Raw genomic sequence first — 19,473 nt, forward strand, 5'->3', positions numbered from 1 at the left:
GACGCGCGTCCCAGCACCAGCGCCGGTACGGGTGCCGGTGCCGGTTCGGGCACCGGTGCCGGTGCCGGTGCCGGTGTCGGCCCCGCGTGGGCCCGCGCACTCGTCACGACCGGGGAGGAGCCCCATGGAGATCATCATCGTCCGCGACGCCGACGAGGTCGGCCGCGTCGCCGCCCGCAAGATCGCGTCGGTCGTCCAGCGCGACCCCGAGGCCGTGCTGGGCCTCGCGACCGGGTCGTCGCCCACCGGCATCTACGCCTCGCTCGCGGCCCGCGTCGAGGCCGGCGAGCTCGACTTCGGTCGTGCCTCGGGCTTCGCGCTCGACGAGTACGTCGGCATCCCGCTCGAGCACCCCGAGAGCTACGCGTCGGTCATCCACCGCGACGTCGTCGTGCCGCTGGGCATGGACGCCTCGCGGGTGCGCGTCCCCGACGGCCGGGCGAGCGACGTCGAGGCCGCGGTCGTCGACTACGAGCGGGCGATCGCCGACGCCGGCGGCATCGACGTCCAGATCCTCGGCATCGGGGCGAACGGGCACATCGGCTTCAACGAACCCACGTCGTCGTTCGCGTCGCGCACCCGCATCAAGACCCTGGCCCCGCAGACCAGGGCCGACAACGCGCGGTTCTTCGACGACCCCTCGCAGGTGCCGACGCACTGCCTGACGCAGGGGCTCGGCACGATCCTCGACGCGCACGAGGTCGTCCTCGTGGCCCAGGGGTCGGCCAAGGCCTCGGCGGTCGCGGGCATGGTCGAGGGGCCGCTCAGCGCGATGTGCCCGGGCAGCGCGCTCCAGCTGCACCGGCACGCCACGATCGTCGTCGACGAGGCCGCCGCGTCCGAGCTGCAGTTGGCCGACTACTACCGCTACACGTACGAGAACAAGCCCGAGTGGCAGCGGTTCGAGTAGATCGCGGTGCACTCGTGACGACCACGGTGCCGTCGTGACGACGCTGGTGCTGGTGGGCGGGACGGTCTGGGACGGCTCGGGAGGCGCGGGTCGCGTCGCGGACGTCGTCGTGCGCGACGGGGTGGTCGCGGCCGTCGGGGCCGGGGCGGCGGCGCTCCTCGGGGAGGGGCACCGCGCCTCCTCGGCCGGGGCAAGCGGGGCTTCCGGGGCAGGCGGGTCGGGCGTGGCCACCGCGCCCGCGCGAGACGTCGAGGTGGTCGACGCGACGGGACTCGACGTGCTGCCCGGCTTCGTCGACGTGCACGCGCACGACGACGCCGCGCTGTTCCGCCCGGGCGGGGTCGACCCGAAGACCGGGCAGGGCGTCACGACCACCGTCGTCGGCAACTGCGGCCAGGGCGTGGCGCCGTCGGCGTCCGACCCCGCCGACCGCTCGCTCGCGGACTACTCACGGCCGGTGCTCGGGGAGTTCCCCCGCCGCACGTGGCCGACCTTCGCCGACTACGTGCGGACGCTCGCCGAGGGCGACGCCGACGGGCGGTACGGCCTGCACGCCGCGACGCTCGTGCCGCACGCGCCCCTGCGGGCGGCCGTCGTCGGCTTCGAGCGACGCCCGGCCGACCCCGCCGAGCGGTCACGCATCGCGGCGTCGATCGGCGAGGCGCTCGACGCAGGCGCCCTGGGCGTCTCGCTCGGCCTGATGTACGCACCCGGCGACGCCGCCGACCGGCCCGAACTCGTCGCCCTCGCGCGGGAGTGCGCCGTGCGCGGAAAGCTGCTCGTCGCCCACGTCCGCAACGAGGCCGACGGGCTGCGCGCCTCCGTCGACGAACTGGCGTCCCTCGGGCGCGAGACCGGGGCGGCGGTGCACGTCAGCCACCTCAAGGTGACCGGGCCCCGCAACGTCGGAGGCATGCCCGCCGTCGTCGACCACCTCGACGCCCTGCGCCGCGACGGGGTCGACGTCAGCGCCGACGTCTACCCCTACGACGCGGGCAGCACGACGGTGGCGTCGCTCTTCCCGCCGGCGACCGCCGACCACGGGGTCGAGAGCCTGCTCGAGGCGCTGCGACCCGGCACGCTCTCGCGACGGCAGGTGCTCGACGGGCTGCTCGAGCCGTGGGCCGGCTCGACGCTCGAGAACCAGTACGCCGCGATCGGCCCGGCGCGCATCTCGTTGGCCGGCTTCACGCGGCCCGAGCACGAGCCGTTCGAGGGGCGACCGCTGTCCGACATCGCGGCGGCCGTCGGGGCCGACCCCCGCGAGGTGCTCGCCGACCTCGTCCTCGCCGAACGCGGCGCGCTGACCGTCATCGTCTTCCACACCGACCTCGAGGGCATGCGGACGGCCCTCGCCTGGCCGCACGCCCTGGTCGGTTCGGACGGCCTGCCGCGTGAGACCGGCACCGTGCACCCACGGCTGTACGGCACCTTCTCACGCGTGCTCGACGTCTACGCCGGATCGGGGGCACAGGCCGTGCTGTCGCGGGGCGAGGCGGTCGCGCGCCTGTCGACCCGCGCCTCCTCGCGGTTCGGGCTGGGCGGCGGCCGCGCCGGCGGTCACGGAGGAGGCGCGCTCGGCATCGCTCCCGGGGCCGTCGCCGACCTGCAGCTGATCGACCCGGGGGCCTACGCCGACCGGGCCACCTACGCGACGCCCCGGCTCGGCCCGTCGGGGCTGGTCGGCCTCTGGGCAGCCGGCCGCCGCCTCCGCTGACCCGCCCCGTCGGGGGCAGGTCGGCTTCGGCACCGGTCGCGGGCTCGGGGCGGTGCGCGTCGGCGCTCCTCGGCGCGCGGGAGCCCGGCCGCCCAGGTCGTCCATCGGGTTCTCCCGGCCCCGCCCCGGCCGGACGGTGTTCGCTTCGGTGAACGACAGGAGGCGCGATGAGGGTTCTGGTGCTGGGAGCGACCGGGGGCACGGGCTCCCACGTGCTGCGAGTCGCCCTGTCGGCAGGGCACGACGTGACGGTGCTCGTCCGCGACGCCTCGTCGCTCGACGTGACCGACGGCGTGCGGGTGCTGACGGGAGACGCGACCTCGCCGGACGACGTCCGCGCCGCCGTGGCCGATCAGGACGCGGTGCTCAACGCGGTCGGTTCGCGGAACATCCGGCACCCGGTCGAGGTCGAGGTCGGTCGGGCCCTGCTGCCGGCGATGCGCGAGGCGGGCGTCGACCGGCTGGTCGTCTGCTCGGCGTTCGGCGTCGGTGACAGCCAGGACGACGCGAACACGCTGCAGAAGGTGTTCTTCCACACCGTGCTCGGCAAGGTCTACGCCGCGAAGGAGGTCGCCGACGCCGAGGTGCGCGAGAGCGGCCTGGACTGGACCCTCGTCTACCCGACGCGTCTCACCGACGACCCGGCGACCGGATCGCTCGCCACGGGGGAGAGGCTGCCCCAGGGTGGCGGCATCCACGTCACCCGGGCCGACGTCGCACGGTTCATGCTGGCCCAGCTGACCGACGCGACGTGGTCGCGGAAGACCGTGGTGGTGACGGGCGCGGGGGAGTGACCCGCGCCTCCTGCGGTGTGGTCGGGCGTCAGCCGAGGACGGCGAGCGCGTCGATCTCGACGAGCATGGCCTCGTTCGGCAGCTCGACGAAGACCGTCGTGCGGGTGGGGAACACGCCGCTCGGCACGTTCTGCAGCAGGTAGGTCTCGTAGGCGGCGTTCATCTCGGCGAAGTCGTCTCGCGTGGTGAGGAAGACCCGCAACGAGACGACGTCGTCGAACGTGCCGCCGGCGCCCTCGACGACGGCCTTGACGTTGTCGAGGGTGCGGACCGTCTGCGACGTGAGGTCGCCGGGGTGCAGGTACTCGCTCGTGGCGGGGTCTTGCGGACCCTGGCCCGAGACGCTGAGGAACCCGTTCTTGAGCACGCCCTGCGAGAAGGTCGAGATGGGGGTCGGGGCGCCGCCGGTGCGGACTTCGGTCTTCTCGCTCACAGGTCTGCTCTTCTCTGCTCGATGGTCTGGGGAACCGACGTGATGTGTCGTGTGTCGGGGGTGACTGCCAAGCTACCGGCAGGCACCGACACACGGCCTGAGCGCTCCACCCTCCACCCGCCCCGTCGGAAGGCATCATGACCACGTCACCCCAGGCACCGTCGTCCCAGGGCCCGTCGACCGCGGCCCACCCGTCGACCAGCAAGGTCGGCTTCGGTCGCGAACCGCGGCCCGTGCCGCTGATCGACCTCGCGACCCCGTTGTTGACCCTCGACCTCGACGCCCTCGACCACAACGTCGACACGATGGCCGCCTGGTGTCGAGAGGCCGGCGTCGACCTGGCGCCGCACGGCAAGACGACGATGGCACCCGAGATCTGGCGGCGGCAGCTCGACGCCGGGGCGTGGGGCATCACGCTCGCGACGGCCTTCCAGGTCGCCGTGGCGCGCGAGGCCGGGGTGCCGACCGTCGTCATGGCGGGCACCGCCTTCGCCCCCGCGACCCTGGCGGCGCTCGCCGCCCCCGGGGCCGACGTGCTGATGTGGGTCGACTCGGTCGAGACCGTGCGGCTGGTCGACGCCGCCCTGGCCCGGGGCGGGGCCGAGCGGCCGCTGGCCGTGCTGGTCGAGTTCGGGTCGGCGCTCGGGCGGACGGGTGCTCGGTCCGTGCGCGAGGCCCTGCTCGTGGCCGAGGCCGTGGCGGCCGCTCCGCACCTGGTGCTGGCGGGGGTCGCCGGTTACGAGGGCGCGCTCACGCACGACGTCGACGACGCCGGCCTCGCCGTGGTCGACGACTACCTGCGCGGTCTGCTACAGGTGTTCGACGGCATCGGGGCCCCGGCGTTCGACGACTGGCTGGCGTCCGGCCACGACGTCGTGCTCACCGCGGGCGGAAGCGTCTACTTCGACCGCGTCGTCGCCGTGCTCGGCGGCCGCCACGACCCCTCGGGGCTGCAGGGCCCGCGCACGCGCGTCGTGCTGCGATCGGGCTCGTACGTGGCCCACGACCACGACCTGTACCGCCGGTTGACGCCCGCCGCCCGCGGCACGACGCCCCAGCCCCAGGGCTCGGGAGGCGCGGGTGACGTCGACCGGGACGTCACGGTCGTCGTCGGCGACGGTTCGGCCGGGACGCAGGCCGATCGCGAGATGGGCGGGCCGACGGACGGCGAGCTGACCGGGCTCGACGGTCTCACCGAGGGGTTCGGTGCCGAGCCCGCGGACCGGGCGCCCGCCGGGCCGTCGGCCGAGCCCGCGGACCGGGCGCCCGCCGGGCTCGCGGCAGGGCCGGCGTTCCGACCGGCCCTCGAGCTGTGGGCGTCCGTGGTGTCGCGTCCCGAGCCCGGGCTGGCCCTGCTCAACGTCGGCCGGCGTGACACCTCCGACGACGAGGGGTTCCCGGTGGCGCTCGAGGCGTGGCGTCCCCAAGCGGCCGACCGGCGCCTCCCGGGCGTGCTCGACGGGTCGCACGTCTCGGCGCTGAACGACCAGCACGCTTTCTTGCGGCTCGACCCGTCGTCGGGCCTGCAGGTCGGCGACCTCGTGCGGCTCGGCGTCTCGCACCCCTGCACGACGATCGACAAGTGGGCCGAGATCGCCACGGTGCGGGGCGGGGCCGACCGCCGCGGCGTGCCGCCCGTGGTCGAGGGCGGCATCACCACGCGGTTCTGACGGGAGCCTGCGGTCCGGACCGCAGGCCCGGGGCCGCAGGTCCGGGGCCGACCTACGAGCCCGAGCCCTCGTCGGTGCCGGGGGTCGGCGCGTCCGTGGGCGTCGGGGCGTCCGCGGGAGGGGTCGGTGCGTCGGTCGGCGGGGTCGGGCGGTCGGAGTCGTCTCCGCCGTCCGAGTCCTTCTCGGGTCCGCCCTTGCCGGGACCGTGGCCGGGGCCCTTCGGGCCGCCGTCGGCGGGGGTCGGCAGCGCCTTGCCGTCGGGGCCGGTGCCGGGGGTCGGCAGGGCCTCGCCGTCGGGGCCGGTGCCGGGTTCGGGCAGGGCCTTGCCGTCAGGCCCCGTGCCGGGGTCGGGAAGGGCTTCGCCGTCGGGGCCGGTGCCCGGGGTCGGCAGCGCCTTGCCGTCGGGACCGGTGCCCTCGGCGGGTCCGCTGCCGTCTGCCTCGTCACCGGGGGTCGGCGGGGTCGGGGCGTCCGTCGGAGCCCCGGTGGCGCCGTCGCCCGGCTTCGAGGCGTCGTCCTGGCCCGGGGTGGCGGTCGACGAGGCGCTGACGGTCGAGCCGCCGGCGTTCGAGACGGCGACGGCCGTGCTCGTGCCGACGAGGGCGAGGCCGGCCGCGGCGATGCCGATGCCGACGAGCAGGCCCTTCTTCGAACGGCGTCGCGTGGCCGGCTCGGCGCGGAACGCACTGCCCTCGGCAGGCAGTTCGCGGGTGCGCTGGTCGTCGGCGACGATCGGCGTGGTCGGTGCGGTCGGCTGGCCGGGTGCCGCGGCGGGCAGCTCGGTCGTCGCGCGGGCGTCCTCGTCCTCGTCCTCGCGGCGGAGGCGCTCGGCCCACGCGTCGTCCTGCGAGGGGGTGTCCTCGTCGCGACGGTCGTCGTCGCGGCCGCCGGGGGTGATGTCCTTCGCCATGGTGTCTCCAGATCTCGGTGCCGGGCCGGCCGTGGTGCGGCTGGCGGTCGGGTCGTTCCCTCCGGCAGGCACCACTCTCGGAAGCGAATCTGAAGCGGGGCTTAAGTCGTGCCGTCCACCACGACGCCGCGGGCCACGGTGCGTTCCCCCTCGAGCAGCGTCACCGGGTCACCGGGTGCGACGAGATCGCCGAGGTCGACCTGCGCCCAGAAGCGGAGCTCGACCCGGTCGCGGCCGTCCCCGTCCCCGTTCCCTGCTCGTGAGCAGATCGCCCCCACCAGGACTCCGTCGAGGGTCGCCTCGCCGGCAGAGAAGTCGGGGTGGCCGGAGCCGAGCCAGACGAGGGGCCGATAGCTGAGGCCGGGGCGGAGGCGACTTCGGACGTCCGACGTCTCGAGCCCCCACGTGACGTCGGCCAGGACAGGCGGGGGAGACACGCGCCTACCGGTGGGCTGAACGGGAACGGGGCGCGGGTCGGACACCGAGGCGCCCCGGACGACGAGGGACAGACGCGACGCCACCTCGTGGACCACCGCCTCGTCGAGTCCGGGCGCGTCGGCTGCCGGCCGACCGGCCGGTGGCCCCGCCTGGGCCACGCGCCGGACCGCGTCCGCGACGAACCGGAGCTGGTCGACACGGACGGCGAACCACGGGTCCGGAGCCGCTCCGACCCCGACCGGGTCATCCTGCTCGAGAGCCCAGGCCGTCCAGCCGATGCGTCGCACCCCCACCGACCCGACACCGGGAGGACCCGGTGCGGGCGCATCCCGCGCGGCCCGATCCGCTCGGCGCGCCCAGGCGAGTGCCGTCGACGACGACACGCGGAGGAGTCCGTCCCGGTCGTCCGTGAAGGGGTCGACGACGACGGCCCGCAGGGCGCTCGACATCGTCACGAGATCTACGGCCGTGAGTGCGACGACGACCTCGCGCTCGTCGCTGGTCGCGTCCTCGCCGCGATCCTGGGAGAGCAACAGGTCGAGGGCCTCGTCGACGCCGACCCGCCGCAGGACCGGGACGAACGGAGGCTCCCGGAGGTGCGGCACCGGCCGGGCCGCGGGGCTCGTCGGCATCACGGTCGTCGCCGTCGGCGGGCCGTCCCGCTCGGCGACGACCGTCAGGAAGAACCAGAGCGAGACCAGGAACGCCCCGAAGCTGACCGCCCCGACGACTCCCGATGCCGCCGGCCAGGCGGTCGACACCAGGCCTCCGGCGCCGAACGCCCCGAGGGAGACGGCCGCCGTCACCCCACCGGCGATCAGTTGGCGCCTCCGACGTTCCCTCGACATGAGGTGACCCTAGGGGAAACGGGCGGCTGCGAAGCGTCGACCCTGCCTGCCACCGTCCCGGGCTGCTACCGTCACCGCATGTCCGAGCGACGCGTCCTGGCACCCGAACCGCCCGCCGACGGCCAGGCCGTGAAGGGGCCGGCGTCGTACTTCCCGAGCATCGAGCGCACCTACGGTCGGCCGATTCTGGATTGGCTCGACCTGGTCGACGCACGCCTCGACGAGCACGCCCACATGCAGGTCGTGTCGTGGCTGAAGTCCGAGCACGGGCTGGGCCACGGGCACGCCAACGCGATCGTCGCGTACGTCCGCCACGCCCGCGGCTGACGCGAGATGGCGTCCGCGGCGCGGTCTTGCCGTGAGCCCGACCCCGGTGCCGCGGCCGGCTGCCTCACGACGCACACCCGCCGCCCAGCCCGTCCATAGCCTCCGCCCACCCGCCGCACCTACCGTGCGTGGATGCTCAGCCCTGCCCGCGTCCTCGTGATCGACGACGACGAGACCATCCGCACCGCCGTCGTCACCGCGCTCGGTGCCGAGGGCTTCGCCGTGCACGGCCTGGCCGACGGCTCCGACCTGACCGAGCAGCTCGCCGCCTTCGTGCCCGACCTCGTCGTGCTCGACTGGATGCTGCCCGGGGCGAGCGGCATCCGCCTGGCGAGCACCATCCGCACCTCGTCGGACGCGGCCGTCGTCATGCTGACGGCGCGTGACGAGGTCGACGACCGGCTGCGCGGCTTCTCGGAGGGCGTCGACGACTACGTGGTCAAGCCGTTCGCCGTGGCTGAGCTGATCGCCCGGGTCACGGCCGTGCTGCGTCGTCGTGGCCGCATCCCCTCGGTGATCGAGATCGGCGACCTCGTGGTGGACCCCGAGGCGGCCCGGATCACGCGCGGCGGCGAAGCGCTCGACCTCACCGCGACCGAGTTCCGCCTGCTCGGCTTCCTCGCCGAGAGCCGTGGACGCACCGTCTCGAAGACGCAGATCCTCACCCAGGTCTGGGGCTACGACGACTACGACCCCAACCTCGTCGAGGTGCACCTCAGCGCCCTGCGCCGCAAGATGGAGACCCGCGGCCCCCGCCTGATCCACACCGTCCGCGGTCTCGGCTACCGGATGAGCGCGTGACCCGCCCCCGCCGCGCTTCCCTGTCGACCGGCGAGCCGACCCGACCCCACGACGCCCAGACCCACCCCCGAGGAGGCGCGGGTCGGGCCCCCGAGGCGACCGCGCCCGGGCTGCGGACCGGCTCGTTGCGCGTCCGCACGGTCGTCGCCGTGCTGCTGCTGCTCGCCGTCCTGCTGACGGCGCTCGCCGTGACGGTCGAGCTGACCCTCGGCCAGCGCCTCCGCGCCCAGGTCGTCGACCGGCTCTCGGACCGGGCCGCGGCGGCCGCCGCCCTGGTCGGCACGGTGGACGGCGACGAACTCGCCGACCGCCTGTCGGCCCAGGGCCTGTCGGTCGTCATCCGCGACGCGGACGGCGACGCGATCGTCGCCGGCCCGAGCCCCGACGAGCTGCGCGAGGGCCCCCCGTCGCTCGGCGAGGCCGGCCCCGGTCGCGGCGGTCCGGCCTCGGGCCTCGCCGACGGCCCGGGAGGCGCGGGCACCGGTGCCGACGGCGGCACCGGCTCCGGCTCGTCGTCCGGCGGCGACCCGTCGACCGGCACCGACTCCGGGGACGCGACCGGCGCCTCCTCGTCCGACCCGGTCACGGTCAGCTCGTCCGAGGTGCGGAGCGACGACGAGGTCACGACCCTCGTGTCGCAGCTCAGCGACGGCTCGACGATCACCCTGACGACGGACTCGCGGTCGGTGGGCGAGACCCTGGTGCAGCTGCGCTGGGTGATGATCGGCGCCTCCGCGGCGTTCCTGCTCATCGCGGCGGTCGGCCTGGCCCTCGTGGTCCGGGCGACGCTGCGACCGCTCGACCGGATGACGGGCGTGGCGCGGTCCATCGCGCACGGAGACCGCGGCCGACGCCTGCGCCCGGCTCGCCGCGACACCGAGATCGGCCGCGTCGCCGTCGCGTTCGACGAGATGCTCGACGGCGTCGAGGGGGCCGAGCGGGCCGCGCTCGACGCCGAGACGCGGGTGCGGGCCTTCGTCTCGGACGCCGCCCACGAGCTGCGCACCCCCGTGGCGGGGATGCGCGCCGCGGCCGACACCCTCGTGCGCTCGCCCGGCACGCTCGACGAACGGGAGCGCCTCGCGACGCACGTGGTGCGCGAGGCCGAGCGCGCCTCCCGGTTGATCGACGACATGCTGCTGATGGCGCGCGTCGACCAGGGCATCTCGCTCGACGTCGCACCCGTCGACCTCGGCGCGTCGCTGCTCGCCGACGTCGAACGCCAGCGGCTGCGACGGCCGTCGCTCGACCTGCGCGTGGTGCTGCCCGACGGACCGGTCGTGGTCGCCGCCGACGCGGGACGCGTCTCGCAGGTCGTCGGCAACCTGGTCGACAACGCCGCCCGCGCGACGGGCGGGACGGGGCAGGTCACGCTGTGGCTCGACGCGTCGCGGGCCGACGAGGTCTCGGTGCTGGTCTCGGACGACGGCCCGGGCGTGCCCGAGGGCGACCGCGAGCGGGTGTTCGACCGGCTGGTGCGACTCGACGAGGCCCGACGGTCCGGGGACGGAGGCGCGGGCCTCGGCCTGCCCATCGCCCGCGGCCTCGCCCGCGCCCACGGCGGCGACCTGGTCTGCGAGGCCCCCGGGTTCGGGCGGCCCGGCGCGGTGTTCCGGCTGACGCTGCCCGTCGCGGCGTCCGCGGTGCGGGACGGCTCGGAGGTCGCTGTCGTGGATCGCACCTCGTCGCCCACGGCCGCGCCCGCGCTGCGTCGCGCCGCCGGCTGAACGTCGCACTGCCGGCTGAACGTCGCAGTGCCGGCTGAACGTCGCACTGCCGGCTGGTCGCACCAAGCTCGCGTCGTCGCACCACGCCCGTGGGTGGTTCGACGACGCGACGGTGGTGCGACCGGGGGAGGCGCGGGTCCGGACGACGCGCCGCCCGCGACCCCTGCCGCCCGGCTACAGCGCGACGAGCCGCTCGTAGGCGTCGTCGACCCAGGGGTCGACCGTGCGGCGGGACGCGTCGGCGTCGTGCCAGGCGACGATCTGGCGGGCTCCCTCGGCGAACGGCACCCGCGCCTCCCAGCCGGGCACCAACGCGCGGATCTTCGACGTGTCGAACACGGCCGGGTGGCTGCGGTCGCCGCAGAGGTCGGCCGTCCACTCGGGCACCTCGTCGGTCAGCACCTGCGTGGTGCGGTGGACGACGTGCAACGACGCGCCCGCGGCGTCGGCCAGGTCGCGGGCGATCATGTTCCAGGTGAGCAGCTCGGGCGACATGATGTGGAACGCCTCGCCGAGGGCTCCGGGGTGGCCGAGCAGGCCGACGAAGGCGCGGGCGAAGTCGGCCGAGTGGGTCAGCGCCCAGAGCGACGTGCCGTCGCCGTGCAGCACGACCGCGTCGCCGCGGCGCATGCGCTCGATCGTGGTCCAGCCGCCGAGCAGCGGCACGGCCGTCTCGTCGTACGTGTGCGAGGGGCGCACCACCGTCGCCTGCACCCGTCCGGCGAGGTGCTCGTCGCGCAGCAGGCGCTCGCAGGCGATCTTGTCGCGCGAGTACGACCACCACGGGTTGAACAACGGGGTCGCCTCGGTGATCGGCAACGTCACCGGGGGCTTCTGGTAGGCCGACGCCGAGCCGATGAACACGTACTGGTCGGTCAGCGGCGCCAGCACCCGCAGCATCGACGCGAGCTGGTCGGGCGTGAAGGTCAGGAAGTCGGCCACGGAGTCGAAGCGACGCCCCCTCAGGGCGGCGGCCAGCGCCTCCTCGTCGCGGACGTCGGCGACGAGCTGCTCGACGCCCGCGGGCACCGGCCTGATGGTGGTGCTGCCGCGGTTGAGCACGGTCACGGCGAGGCCGTCGCGCAGGGCCTGCTTCACGACCGAGGCGCTGATCTGCCCGGTGCCGCCGATCACGAGGAGGGACGTCGATGTCATCGCTCCACTGTGCACCCCTGCGACCCGTGGTGGTCGGCTCGCCGGCCCCGGGGTGTCGGGTCGGGGGTGTCGGATCGGGGCCGTCGGGTCAGGCCCGGTCGAGGGCGTGGCGGGCGGCGCGGACCAGCTCGGGGTCGGTGCCGAACCACGAGTCGGTCGTCGCCTCGGTGCCGAGCGACACGGTCGTCCCCGACCGGGACGAGGAGGCGCGCACGGCCTGCGCCCGCTTCGCCGACAGGTGCACGGCGTCGACCCCCGCGGCCACGAGTGCCGGGACGTCGCCGAGCTGCACCCCGCCCCCGGCCATCACCTGCACGTCGCCCCCGACCTCGACCATGCGCGGTAGCACCCCCGAGGCGAGACCCGCCCCGACCGTGGACGCCCCGCCCGACGTCAGCACGCGCGTGACGCCGAGCCCCGCGAGTGCCGCCACGGCCGCCACCGGGTCGGCCGCGCGGTCGACGGCCCGGTGGACGGTGACCTCGAGCGGTGGGACACGGGCCGGCCCGGCGGCGTCGAGGGCGGCCTCGACGAACCAGCGGACGGCGTCGACGTCGAGCGAGCCGTCCTCGCGCAGCGCGCCGACGACGACGCCGGCCACGCCCGACCGCACCAGCGCCCGGGTCTCGCGCACCATCACGTCGAGCTCGTCGGCGTCGTACGTGAAGCCCCCGGGCCGGCACCGGACCAGCGCGTGCACCGGCACGCCCGTCGCGACGGCCGCCTCGGCGAGACCCTGCGACGGGGTGACGCCGCCGAGCTCGAGGGCGCTGCACAGCTCGACGCGGTCCGCCCCGCCGTCGCGTGCCGTGACGGCTCCGGCCGCACTCGTCACCGCGATCTCGAGGGCAGGCCGCGAGCGGGCGGACGGGACGGCGGATGAGGAGGCGCGGGTCGCGTCGGTCGTCATGTCACGACCCTAGGCGAGCGGCCCGCGCCCCTGTCGGGCCCGGCACGGACGCGGGTGCATGATGGCGGGATGTCCGACGCATCCCGATCGCCCGACGCCCCCGCCGGGGTCCCTGCCGCCCCCGCCCCGCCTGCCGCCGACGCCCCGGCCGCCCCCGCCCCGCCCGCCGCCGACGCCCCGGCCACCGCCGCGTACCGCGCCGCCCGCGACCACCTGCTCGGCCTCGGTCGCGACCTCGACCGGGCGAGCGACGAGTTCCGCTGGCCGGACGTCGGCGACCGCTTCAACTGGGCGACCGACTGGTTCGACGTCGTCGCCGACGGCAGCGACCGCACGGCGCTCTGGATCGTCGAGGAGGACGGCTCCGAGCAGAAGGTGTCGTTCGACGCGATGCGCCGACGCAGCGACCAGGTCGCCGCGTGGCTGCACGACCTCGGCGTCGCGAAGGGCGACCACGTCATGCTCATGCTCGGCAACCAGGTCGAGCTGTGGGAGGCCATGCTCGCCGTCATGAAGGTGGGCGCCGTCATCCTGCCGACCTCCACGGTGCTGGGCAGCGCCGACCTCGCCGACCGCATCGACCGCGGGCTGGTGCGCCACGTGATCGCCAACGCGGGCGACGCCGCCGCGTTCGCCGGGATCGAGGGGATCGAGGCCGTCACGCGCATCGCCGTCGTGCCCGCCGGCGAGGCGCCCCCCGCGGGCTGGACCTCGTTCGGGGACTCGGACCGCGCCTCCACGGCTCGGCCCGAGGTCGCGACCGCGACCGGGGACCCGTGCCTCGTCTACTTCACCTCGGGCACCACGAGCAAGCCGAAGATGGTCGTGCACTCGCACGCGTCGTACCCGGTGGGCCACCTGACGACGACGTACTGGCTCGGCGTGCAGCCGGGCGACGTGCACATGACCATCTCGTCGCCGGGCTGGGGCAAGCACGCCTGGAGCTGCTTCTTCGCGCCGTGGACCGCCGAGGCCACCGTCTTCGTCTACAACTACGGCCGGTTCCGCCCCGCCGAGCTGCGCGACCAGCTCGAGCGGGCCGCGGTCACCTCGTTCTGCGCGCCGCCCACGGTGTGGCGCATGCTCATCCAGTCGTCGCTGGGCGCGCGGCCGGGCGCGCTGCGCGAGGCGCTGTCGGCGGGGGAGCCGCTCAACCCCGAGGTGATCGGGCGGGTGCAGCAGGGCTGGGGCCTCGACATCCGCGACGGCTACGGGCAGACCGAGACGACCGCCATCGTCGCCAACGCGCCCGGCGGCACGATCAAGGCCGGCTCGATGGGACGTGCCCTGCCCGGCGTCGACGTCGTGCTGGTCGACCCCGTCACGGGCGTCGTCGGCGACGAGGGCGAGGTGTGCCTCGACCTGACGACGCGCCCGGTCAACCTGATGACGGGCTACCTCGGCGACGACGCCCGGACCGAGTCGTCGATGCGCGACGGACTGTTCCACACCGGTGACGTCGCCGTGCGCGACGCCGACGGCATGATCACGTTCGTCGGCCGCACCGACGACGTCTTCAAGTCGTCGGACTACAAGATCTCGCCGTTCGAGGTCGAGAGCATGCTGATCGAGCACCCCGCCGTGGCCGAGTCGGCCGTCGTGCCGGCGCCCGACGACACCCGGCTGAACGTCGTCAAGGCCTATGTGACCCTGGCCGAGGGGTGGGCTCCCGACGCCGAGACCGCCCGCGCCGTGCTCGCCCACGCCCGGGCGTCGCTGCCCGCGTGGGAGCGCGTGCGGCGGGTCGAGTTCGCCGAGCTGCCGAAGACGATCTCGGGCAAGATCCGCCGCGTCGAGCTGCGCGACCGCGAGGAGGCGCTGGCCCGGTCGGGCGAGCGGGCTGCGGCCGAGTGGCGCGACGGGGACTTCCCCGACCTGAAGGGGTAGGGGCCGGGCCCGCGGCCCACGGGTGCGCCCCGTTGCACCGCGTTTCGTGCACGACACCGCGACTAGTCACGGTGCCGTGCACGAAACGCGGTGCAATGTCGTGAGGGCGGGGCCGGGCGGGGCGGGGCCAGGCGGTGCGGGGCGGGGCCAGGCGGTGCCGGGATCAGCCGACGGGCAGTTCGCGGCCGGCGGCCCAGACCCGGGCGACCGTCCAGTCGTCGTGCCAGGCCACGGCGTCGGCCGCATGGCCCGGGGCGAGGCGCCCGAGCGGCGGACGGGCCTCGGCCTGCCCGCGGCTCCGCGCGGCGTCCGGTGCCGGGGCCGCTCTTGGGTCCTGCGCCGTGCCCTGCGCGGTGGGCGCGTTGCCGGCCTGCGCTGCGCGCGTGCCCGTTCGTCGGCCCCCGGCGTCGAGTCCGAGCACGTGGGCCGGCACGAGCGTCAGCGCGGCGACCGCGTCGACGGGCGAGAGGCCGGCCGCCGTGACCGCGAGGCGCAGGGCGGCGTCCTGCGTGAGGGTCGACCCGGCGATCGTCGAGGTGCCCGAGAGCACGGCGACGCCGTGGTCGACGGTGACCGCGAGCTCGCCGATGCGGTAGTCGCCGTCCGACGCGCCCGCCGCGGCCATGGCGTCGGTGACGAGGGCGACCCGCCGCGGGGCCGACCGCAGCACGAGCTCGGCGACGGCCGGGTGGACGTGCACCCCGTCGAGGATCAGCTCGATCGTCACGCGCTCGTCGCCGACCGCCGCGACGAGCGGCCCCGGGTCGCGGTGGTGGATGCCGGCCATCGCGTTGAAGGCGTGCGTCACGAGCGAGGCGCCGCGGTCGAAGGCCGCGCGCGCCAGGTCGAAGTCGGCTTCGGTGTGCCCGACGGCGGCGACCACGCCCGCGGCGACGAGCCGGTCGATGGCGTCGAGCCCGCCGGGCAGTTCGGGCGCGACCGTGACCTGCCGCACGACGCCGTCGCCCGCCTCGAGCAGGGCCTCGACCGTGGCCGCGTCGGGTTCGAGCAGGACGTGCGGCGCATGGGCGCCCCGCCGGTCGGGAGCCAGGAACGGCCCCTCGAGGTGCGCCCCGAGCACGAGCGGGTCGCGCCGCATGAGGTCGCCGATCAACCCGAGCGACCGCGTCAGCACCGGCACCGGGTTCGCGACCAGGCTCACCAGCGACCGGGTCGTGCCGTGGCGTCGGTGCAGGGCGAGGCCGGCGTCGAGGTCGTCGGGCCCGCCGTCGAAGGCGTGACCGCCGCCGCCGTGCGTGTGCAGGTCGATCAGCCCCGGGGTGAGGGTCGCGCCCGCGAGGTCGACCGTGACGTCCGCCGGGGGCGGCACCGCGCCTCCCGGGGGCGTGGACCGGGTCGGAGTCGCGCCCGCGGGCGACGCCGAGGAGGCGCGGGTCGCGTCGACCCCGCCCCTCGCCCCGTCCGCCACCCGCGACCCCGGCACCCGCGACCCCGGCACCGTGGCGCCGGTGGCGACGATGAGGTCGCCGTCGACGAGCATCCAGAAGCCGTCGACCTCGCCGTCGGCGTCGACCTTGCGCGCGTCCGTGAAGAGGGTGGTGGTCATCGTCGGGCCCCGCCGCCCCGGCCCGGGGCACGGCCGGTGTCACGCCGCGCGTCGCGGCGGAACGCCAGCACGCCGGTGACCAGCGCCACCAGGGCGAACACCACGGCGACGACCGGGTGGCCGAGCATCGCCCAGGCCGCGACCACGGCCCCCATGATCGCGATCTCGACGAGGGCCTTGCCGACGGCGTCGGTGGCGATCGGGGCGCGGGGCGACCGGAACAGCCCCCACACGACGATGGCGAACAGGGGCGCGCCGATCATGAACGCCAACGACGGGAACGGGAACGGCCAGGCCAGGTAGCCCCAGAAGCCGAGGCTCAGGAACGCGAAGATCAGCGTGACGAACCGCACCACGTCGAGGGCGGCGACCGGGCCGCCGCGGGCCGGGACGGGTGAGGGGGCGGAGTCGGTCGGAGTCACCCGCCCAGCGTACGGCGCGGGCTGTCACGGTGCGGCGTGTGCTGTTCGGGGTGTGCGGTGCGGCGTGCGTCCGATCCGGTGTGTGCCGTGCGGCCCCCGTCCGACCCGGCACTGCCGGATCGAGCTGCCGGGTGCCGAGTGGGCAGGACGTGCTGGTCGCGGGCTCTGGAGCAGCGGCTTCTGCCCACTCGGTGCCCGAACCGGCCGAGACGGGCCGGCCGGGTGGACCGAGCGGGCCCAGCGGGCCTAGCGGAAGACGATCGTGCGGGCGCCGTCGAGCAGCACCCGGTCCTCGGCGAACCAGCGGACGGCCTGGGTCAGGGTGCGGCTCTCTTCGTCCTGACCGATCGCCATCAGCTCGGGGGCGCTGCGGGTGTGGTCGACCCGGACGACGTTCTGCTCGATGATCGGCCCCTCGTCGAGGTCGCTCGTGACGAAGTGCGCCGTCGCGCCGATCAGCTTCACGCCGCGTGCGTGCGCCTGCCGGTAGGGGTTGGCCCCCTTGAACCCGGGCAGGAACGAGTGGTGGATGTTGATCGCGCGCCCCTCGAGCGCCGCGCACAGCTCGGGGCTGAGGATCTGCATGTACCGTGCCAGCACGACGAGTTCGACGTCGTAGCGGTCGACGACCTGCAGCACGCGCGCCTCGAACGCCGCCTTCGACGCGGGGTCGGTGACCGGGTGGTGCTCGAACCGCTTGCCGTAGAACTCGGCCAGCCCCGACAGGTCGTCGTGGTTGGCGAGGATCAGCGGCACCTCGATCGGCAGCTGCCCGGCGCGCTGGCGGAAGAGCAGGTCGTTGACGCAGTGCGCGGCCTTGCTCGCGAGCACGAGCGTGCGGGTCGGACGGCCGACCACGTCGAGCCGGTGCGTCATGCCGTAGTGCGCGACGACGGGGGCGAGGGCGCTCTCGAACGCGTCGCGCTCGCCGGGGGCCTCGACCTGCAGCCGCATGAAGAAGGTGCCGGTGTCGTGGCTCGAGAACTGGGCCGACTCGGTGATGTTGCCGCCGGCCTGCACGACCGCGCCGCTGATCGCGTGGACGATGCCGGGCCGGTCCTGGCAGACGAGGGTCAGCGTCCAGTGGGTCGTCGGGGCGGCGGGCCCCGAGCCGCCCGCCGCGGCGTCGGCGGGAGCGGAGGAGGCGCGGGTGGCGTCGGTCACCAGCCCAGGGTAGTGCGGCAGAAGCGACCAGACGGTCACATCGAGGGCGGGCCGGCAGGTCAGTACGACGAGACGAGCAGCGTGACGAGGGCGACGAACGGCAGGGCTCCCTGGGTGAGGGCGGCGCGGGTCTTGGTCCGGTCGGAGAAGAGCAGGACGAGCGCTGCCGCGAGCATCGACCCCGTGCCCGCCACCAGCAGCGCGGTGCCCGCCGGGGACGCCTCGGGGGCGCTGCCCGCGCCTCCTGCCCCTCCGGCCGCCACGAGGACGACGCCCACGATCGTGACGACGGCGAGGAACAGGTTGTAGAAGCCCTGGTTGAAGGCGAGGCCCCTGGTGTGTTCGGCCTGGGCGTCGCTCGTGACGCCGAAGGTGGCGCGGACTCGCGGGGTGGTCCAGAGGAAGGACTCCATCACGAAGACGTAGACGTGCAGCAGGGCGGCGAGCGAGGCCGCGACGAGCGAGACGATGAGCATGCCTCGACCCTAGGGTGTGCCCGTCCGCCGGACGGTGGCGGTGACGGCGGGTCAGTAGCATCGTGGGGGCGCGGCGGACGCACACGGACGGCGGCACGGCTGAGGACGAGGAGGCGCGGCGTGGCAGAGCGGGTCACCATCGTCGAGGTCGCGGCCCGGGCGGGCGTCGCGATCAGCTCGGTCAGCAGCGCCCTCAACGGTCGCCCCGGCGTCTCGGAGCAGACCCGCGCGCGCATCCGCCAGGCCGCCGACGACCTCGGCTTCGTGCCGAGCGTGCGGGGGCGCAGCCTCAGCGCGAAGCGGGCCTTCACGGTCGGGCTGGTCGTCCACCGCGACCCGTTCGTGCTCGAGTCCGACCCGTTCTTCGGCGCCTTCATCGGCGGGCTCGAGTCGGTGCTCGACCCTCGTGGCTACGCGCTGATCCTGCAGATGGGGTCGGCCGCCGACGAGCCGCTCGAGCGCTACCGCCGGCTCGCGGCCGGGCGTCGGGTCGACGGCGTCTTCCTGGACGAGCTCACCGTGGACGACCCTCGCGTCGACCTCGTCCGCGAGCTCGACCTGCCCGCGGTCGGGGTCAACCCGGCCGCCGGCTTCCCGCTGCCCGCCGTGCGGCAGGACGACTCGGCCGGCATCGGCGAGCTCGTCGAGCACCTCGTGTCGCTCGGCCACCGACGCTTCGCGCACGTCGCCGGGCCCGACCGCTTCGTGCACTCGCGGCGTCGCGGCGCGGCCTGGCACGACGCCCTCGTGGCGGCCGGGCGCGACCCCGGGGTCGTCGTCGAGGCCGACTTCACCTACGACGGGGGAGCCCGCGCCGCGTCCCGGCTGTTCGGCCCGGGTGCGACGGGCGTCGGCGCCGGAGCGGGCGCGCCCGGCGACGACCGGCCGACCGCCGTGTTCTGCGCCAACGACCTGGCCGCGATCGGGTTCATGACCGAGGTGGACCGGCTCGGCCTCCGCGTCCCCGGCGACGTCAGCGTGGCGGGCTTCGACGGCATCGAGCTCGGGTCGTACGTGCGCCCCGGGCTGACCACGTTGACGACGGCTCCGCGGCTCGTCGGGGCCGAGGCGGCGCGCCTCCTGCTCTCGGCCGTCGAGGGCGAGGCCGTCACGGACGCCGAGATCGCGCCGGCCCGCCTGCTCGTCCGCTCGTCGACGGGACCCGCCGCCCGCTGAGCCGGGTCGGCGGGCCGGGCGCGAGCCCGGGGGCCCGCCGCCGCCCCGGTCGCTCGGCGCCCGGGCGTCGGGGGGGGGGCCCCCCCCCCCCGGGGGGGCCCCCCCGGCGGGGGGGGGGGGGGGCCCCCCCGGGGGGGGGCC

18 protein-coding genes are annotated in these 19,473 nt (G+C 75.4%); 9 read left to right on the forward strand and 9 right to left on the reverse strand.

Going from position 1 to position 19,473, the window contains the following annotated elements:
* Positions 1–124 precede the first annotated feature (124 nt).
* The 3 genes from nagB to ABID81_RS13675 all read left to right on the forward strand — a co-directional run bounded on the left by nagB (position 125) and on the right by ABID81_RS13675 (position 3,421).
* Positions 125–910, forward strand: a complete 786-nt coding sequence (nagB, locus tag ABID81_RS13665; RefSeq protein WP_354595329.1) for a glucosamine-6-phosphate deaminase — start codon at positions 125–127, stop codon at positions 908–910.
* Between the two features lie 34 nt (positions 911–944).
* On the forward strand, positions 945–2,627 hold the full coding sequence (locus ABID81_RS13670) for an N-acyl-D-amino-acid deacylase family protein (protein ID WP_354595330.1): 1,683 nt from the start codon (positions 945–947) through the stop codon (positions 2,625–2,627).
* 167 nt (positions 2,628–2,794) lie between these two features.
* Positions 2,795–3,421: an NAD(P)-dependent oxidoreductase gene (locus ABID81_RS13675; protein ID WP_354595331.1), complete on the forward strand. Its 627-nt coding sequence runs from the start codon at positions 2,795–2,797 to the stop codon at positions 3,419–3,421.
* 28 nt (positions 3,422–3,449) lie between these two features.
* Here ABID81_RS13675 and ABID81_RS13680 read toward each other — a convergent pair whose 3' ends face one another.
* Positions 3,450–3,854, reverse strand: coding sequence for a RidA family protein (locus tag ABID81_RS13680; RefSeq protein WP_354595332.1), 405 nt, complete (start codon positions 3,852–3,854; stop codon positions 3,450–3,452).
* A 137-nt stretch (positions 3,855–3,991) separates the two neighbouring features.
* On the opposite strand from ABID81_RS13680, the gene ABID81_RS13685 reads away from it, so the two are divergent.
* A complete protein-coding gene (locus ABID81_RS13685) occupies positions 3,992–5,524 on the forward strand; it encodes an alanine racemase (protein ID WP_354595333.1) in 1,533 nt (510 codons plus the stop codon).
* Between the two features lie 52 nt (positions 5,525–5,576).
* On the opposite strand, the gene ABID81_RS13690 is transcribed toward ABID81_RS13685, so the two are convergent.
* Complete coding sequence (locus ABID81_RS13690; RefSeq protein WP_354595334.1) at positions 5,577–6,434, reverse strand: hypothetical protein; 858 nt, start codon at positions 6,432–6,434, stop codon at positions 5,577–5,579.
* Positions 6,435–6,535: 101 nt separating this feature from the next.
* Positions 6,536–7,720: a serine/threonine-protein kinase gene (locus ABID81_RS13695; RefSeq protein WP_354595335.1), complete on the reverse strand. Its 1,185-nt coding sequence runs from the start codon at positions 7,718–7,720 to the stop codon at positions 6,536–6,538.
* Positions 7,721–7,798: 78 nt separating this feature from the next.
* Here ABID81_RS13695 and ABID81_RS13700 point away from each other — a divergent pair, with 78 nt between their 5' ends.
* From ABID81_RS13700 to ABID81_RS13710, 3 genes are all read left to right on the forward strand, one after another.
* On the forward strand, positions 7,799–8,047 hold the full coding sequence (locus tag ABID81_RS13700) for a DUF4287 domain-containing protein (RefSeq protein WP_354595336.1): 249 nt from the start codon (positions 7,799–7,801) through the stop codon (positions 8,045–8,047).
* 132 nt (positions 8,048–8,179) lie between these two features.
* The gene (locus ABID81_RS13705; RefSeq protein WP_354595337.1) at positions 8,180–8,848 is read left to right on the forward strand and encodes a response regulator transcription factor; all 669 of its coding nucleotides are present in this window, start codon (positions 8,180–8,182) and stop codon (positions 8,846–8,848) included.
* On the forward strand, positions 8,845–10,575 hold the full coding sequence (locus ABID81_RS13710; RefSeq protein ID WP_354595338.1) for a HAMP domain-containing sensor histidine kinase: 1,731 nt from the start codon (positions 8,845–8,847) through the stop codon (positions 10,573–10,575). Before ABID81_RS13705 ends, ABID81_RS13710 begins: the two co-directional genes overlap by 4 nt.
* A 174-nt stretch (positions 10,576–10,749) precedes the next feature.
* Here the strand turns inward: ABID81_RS13710 and ABID81_RS13715 are convergent, their stop codons facing one another.
* Together ABID81_RS13715 and ABID81_RS13720 are read right to left on the reverse strand one after the other, a co-directional pair.
* The gene (locus ABID81_RS13715; RefSeq protein ID WP_354595339.1) at positions 10,750–11,730 is read right to left on the reverse strand and encodes an NAD-dependent epimerase/dehydratase family protein; all 981 of its coding nucleotides are present in this window, start codon (positions 11,728–11,730) and stop codon (positions 10,750–10,752) included.
* A gap of 88 nt (positions 11,731–11,818) precedes the next feature.
* Positions 11,819–12,640, reverse strand: a complete 822-nt coding sequence (locus tag ABID81_RS13720; protein WP_354595340.1) for a copper homeostasis protein CutC — start codon at positions 12,638–12,640, stop codon at positions 11,819–11,821.
* 69 nt (positions 12,641–12,709) lie between these two features.
* Between ABID81_RS13720 and ABID81_RS13725 the strand changes: the two genes are divergently transcribed.
* Complete coding sequence (locus ABID81_RS13725) at positions 12,710–14,527, forward strand: AMP-binding protein (protein WP_354595341.1); 1,818 nt, start codon at positions 12,710–12,712, stop codon at positions 14,525–14,527.
* Positions 14,528–14,690: 163 nt separating this feature from the next.
* Here ABID81_RS13725 and ABID81_RS13730 read toward each other — a convergent pair whose 3' ends face one another.
* From ABID81_RS13730 to ABID81_RS13745, 4 genes are all read right to left on the reverse strand, one after another.
* Positions 14,691–16,094, reverse strand: coding sequence for an N-acetylglucosamine-6-phosphate deacetylase (locus tag ABID81_RS13730; RefSeq protein WP_354595342.1), 1,404 nt, complete (start codon positions 16,092–16,094; stop codon positions 14,691–14,693).
* A complete protein-coding gene (locus tag ABID81_RS13735; RefSeq protein WP_354595343.1) occupies positions 16,091–16,516 on the reverse strand; it encodes a YrdB family protein in 426 nt (141 codons plus the stop codon). The genes ABID81_RS13730 and ABID81_RS13735 overlap by 4 nt, the downstream gene beginning before the upstream one ends.
* Before the next feature lie 246 nt (positions 16,517–16,762).
* A complete protein-coding gene (purU, locus tag ABID81_RS13740) occupies positions 16,763–17,593 on the reverse strand; it encodes a formyltetrahydrofolate deformylase (protein WP_354595347.1) in 831 nt (276 codons plus the stop codon).
* Between the two features lie 146 nt (positions 17,594–17,739).
* Complete coding sequence (locus ABID81_RS13745; RefSeq protein ID WP_354595344.1) at positions 17,740–18,156, reverse strand: DUF1304 domain-containing protein; 417 nt, start codon at positions 18,154–18,156, stop codon at positions 17,740–17,742.
* Between the two features lie 120 nt (positions 18,157–18,276).
* On the opposite strand from ABID81_RS13745, the gene ABID81_RS13750 reads away from it, so the two are divergent.
* Entirely contained in the window at positions 18,277–19,332 is a 1,056-nt protein-coding gene (locus ABID81_RS13750; protein ID WP_354595345.1) for a LacI family DNA-binding transcriptional regulator, read from the forward strand.
* The last annotated feature ends 141 nt before the right edge of the window (positions 19,333–19,473 follow it).

Source organism: Frigoribacterium sp. PvP054, assembly GCF_040547465.1.
GTDB lineage: Bacteria > Actinomycetota > Actinomycetes > Actinomycetales > Microbacteriaceae > Frigoribacterium.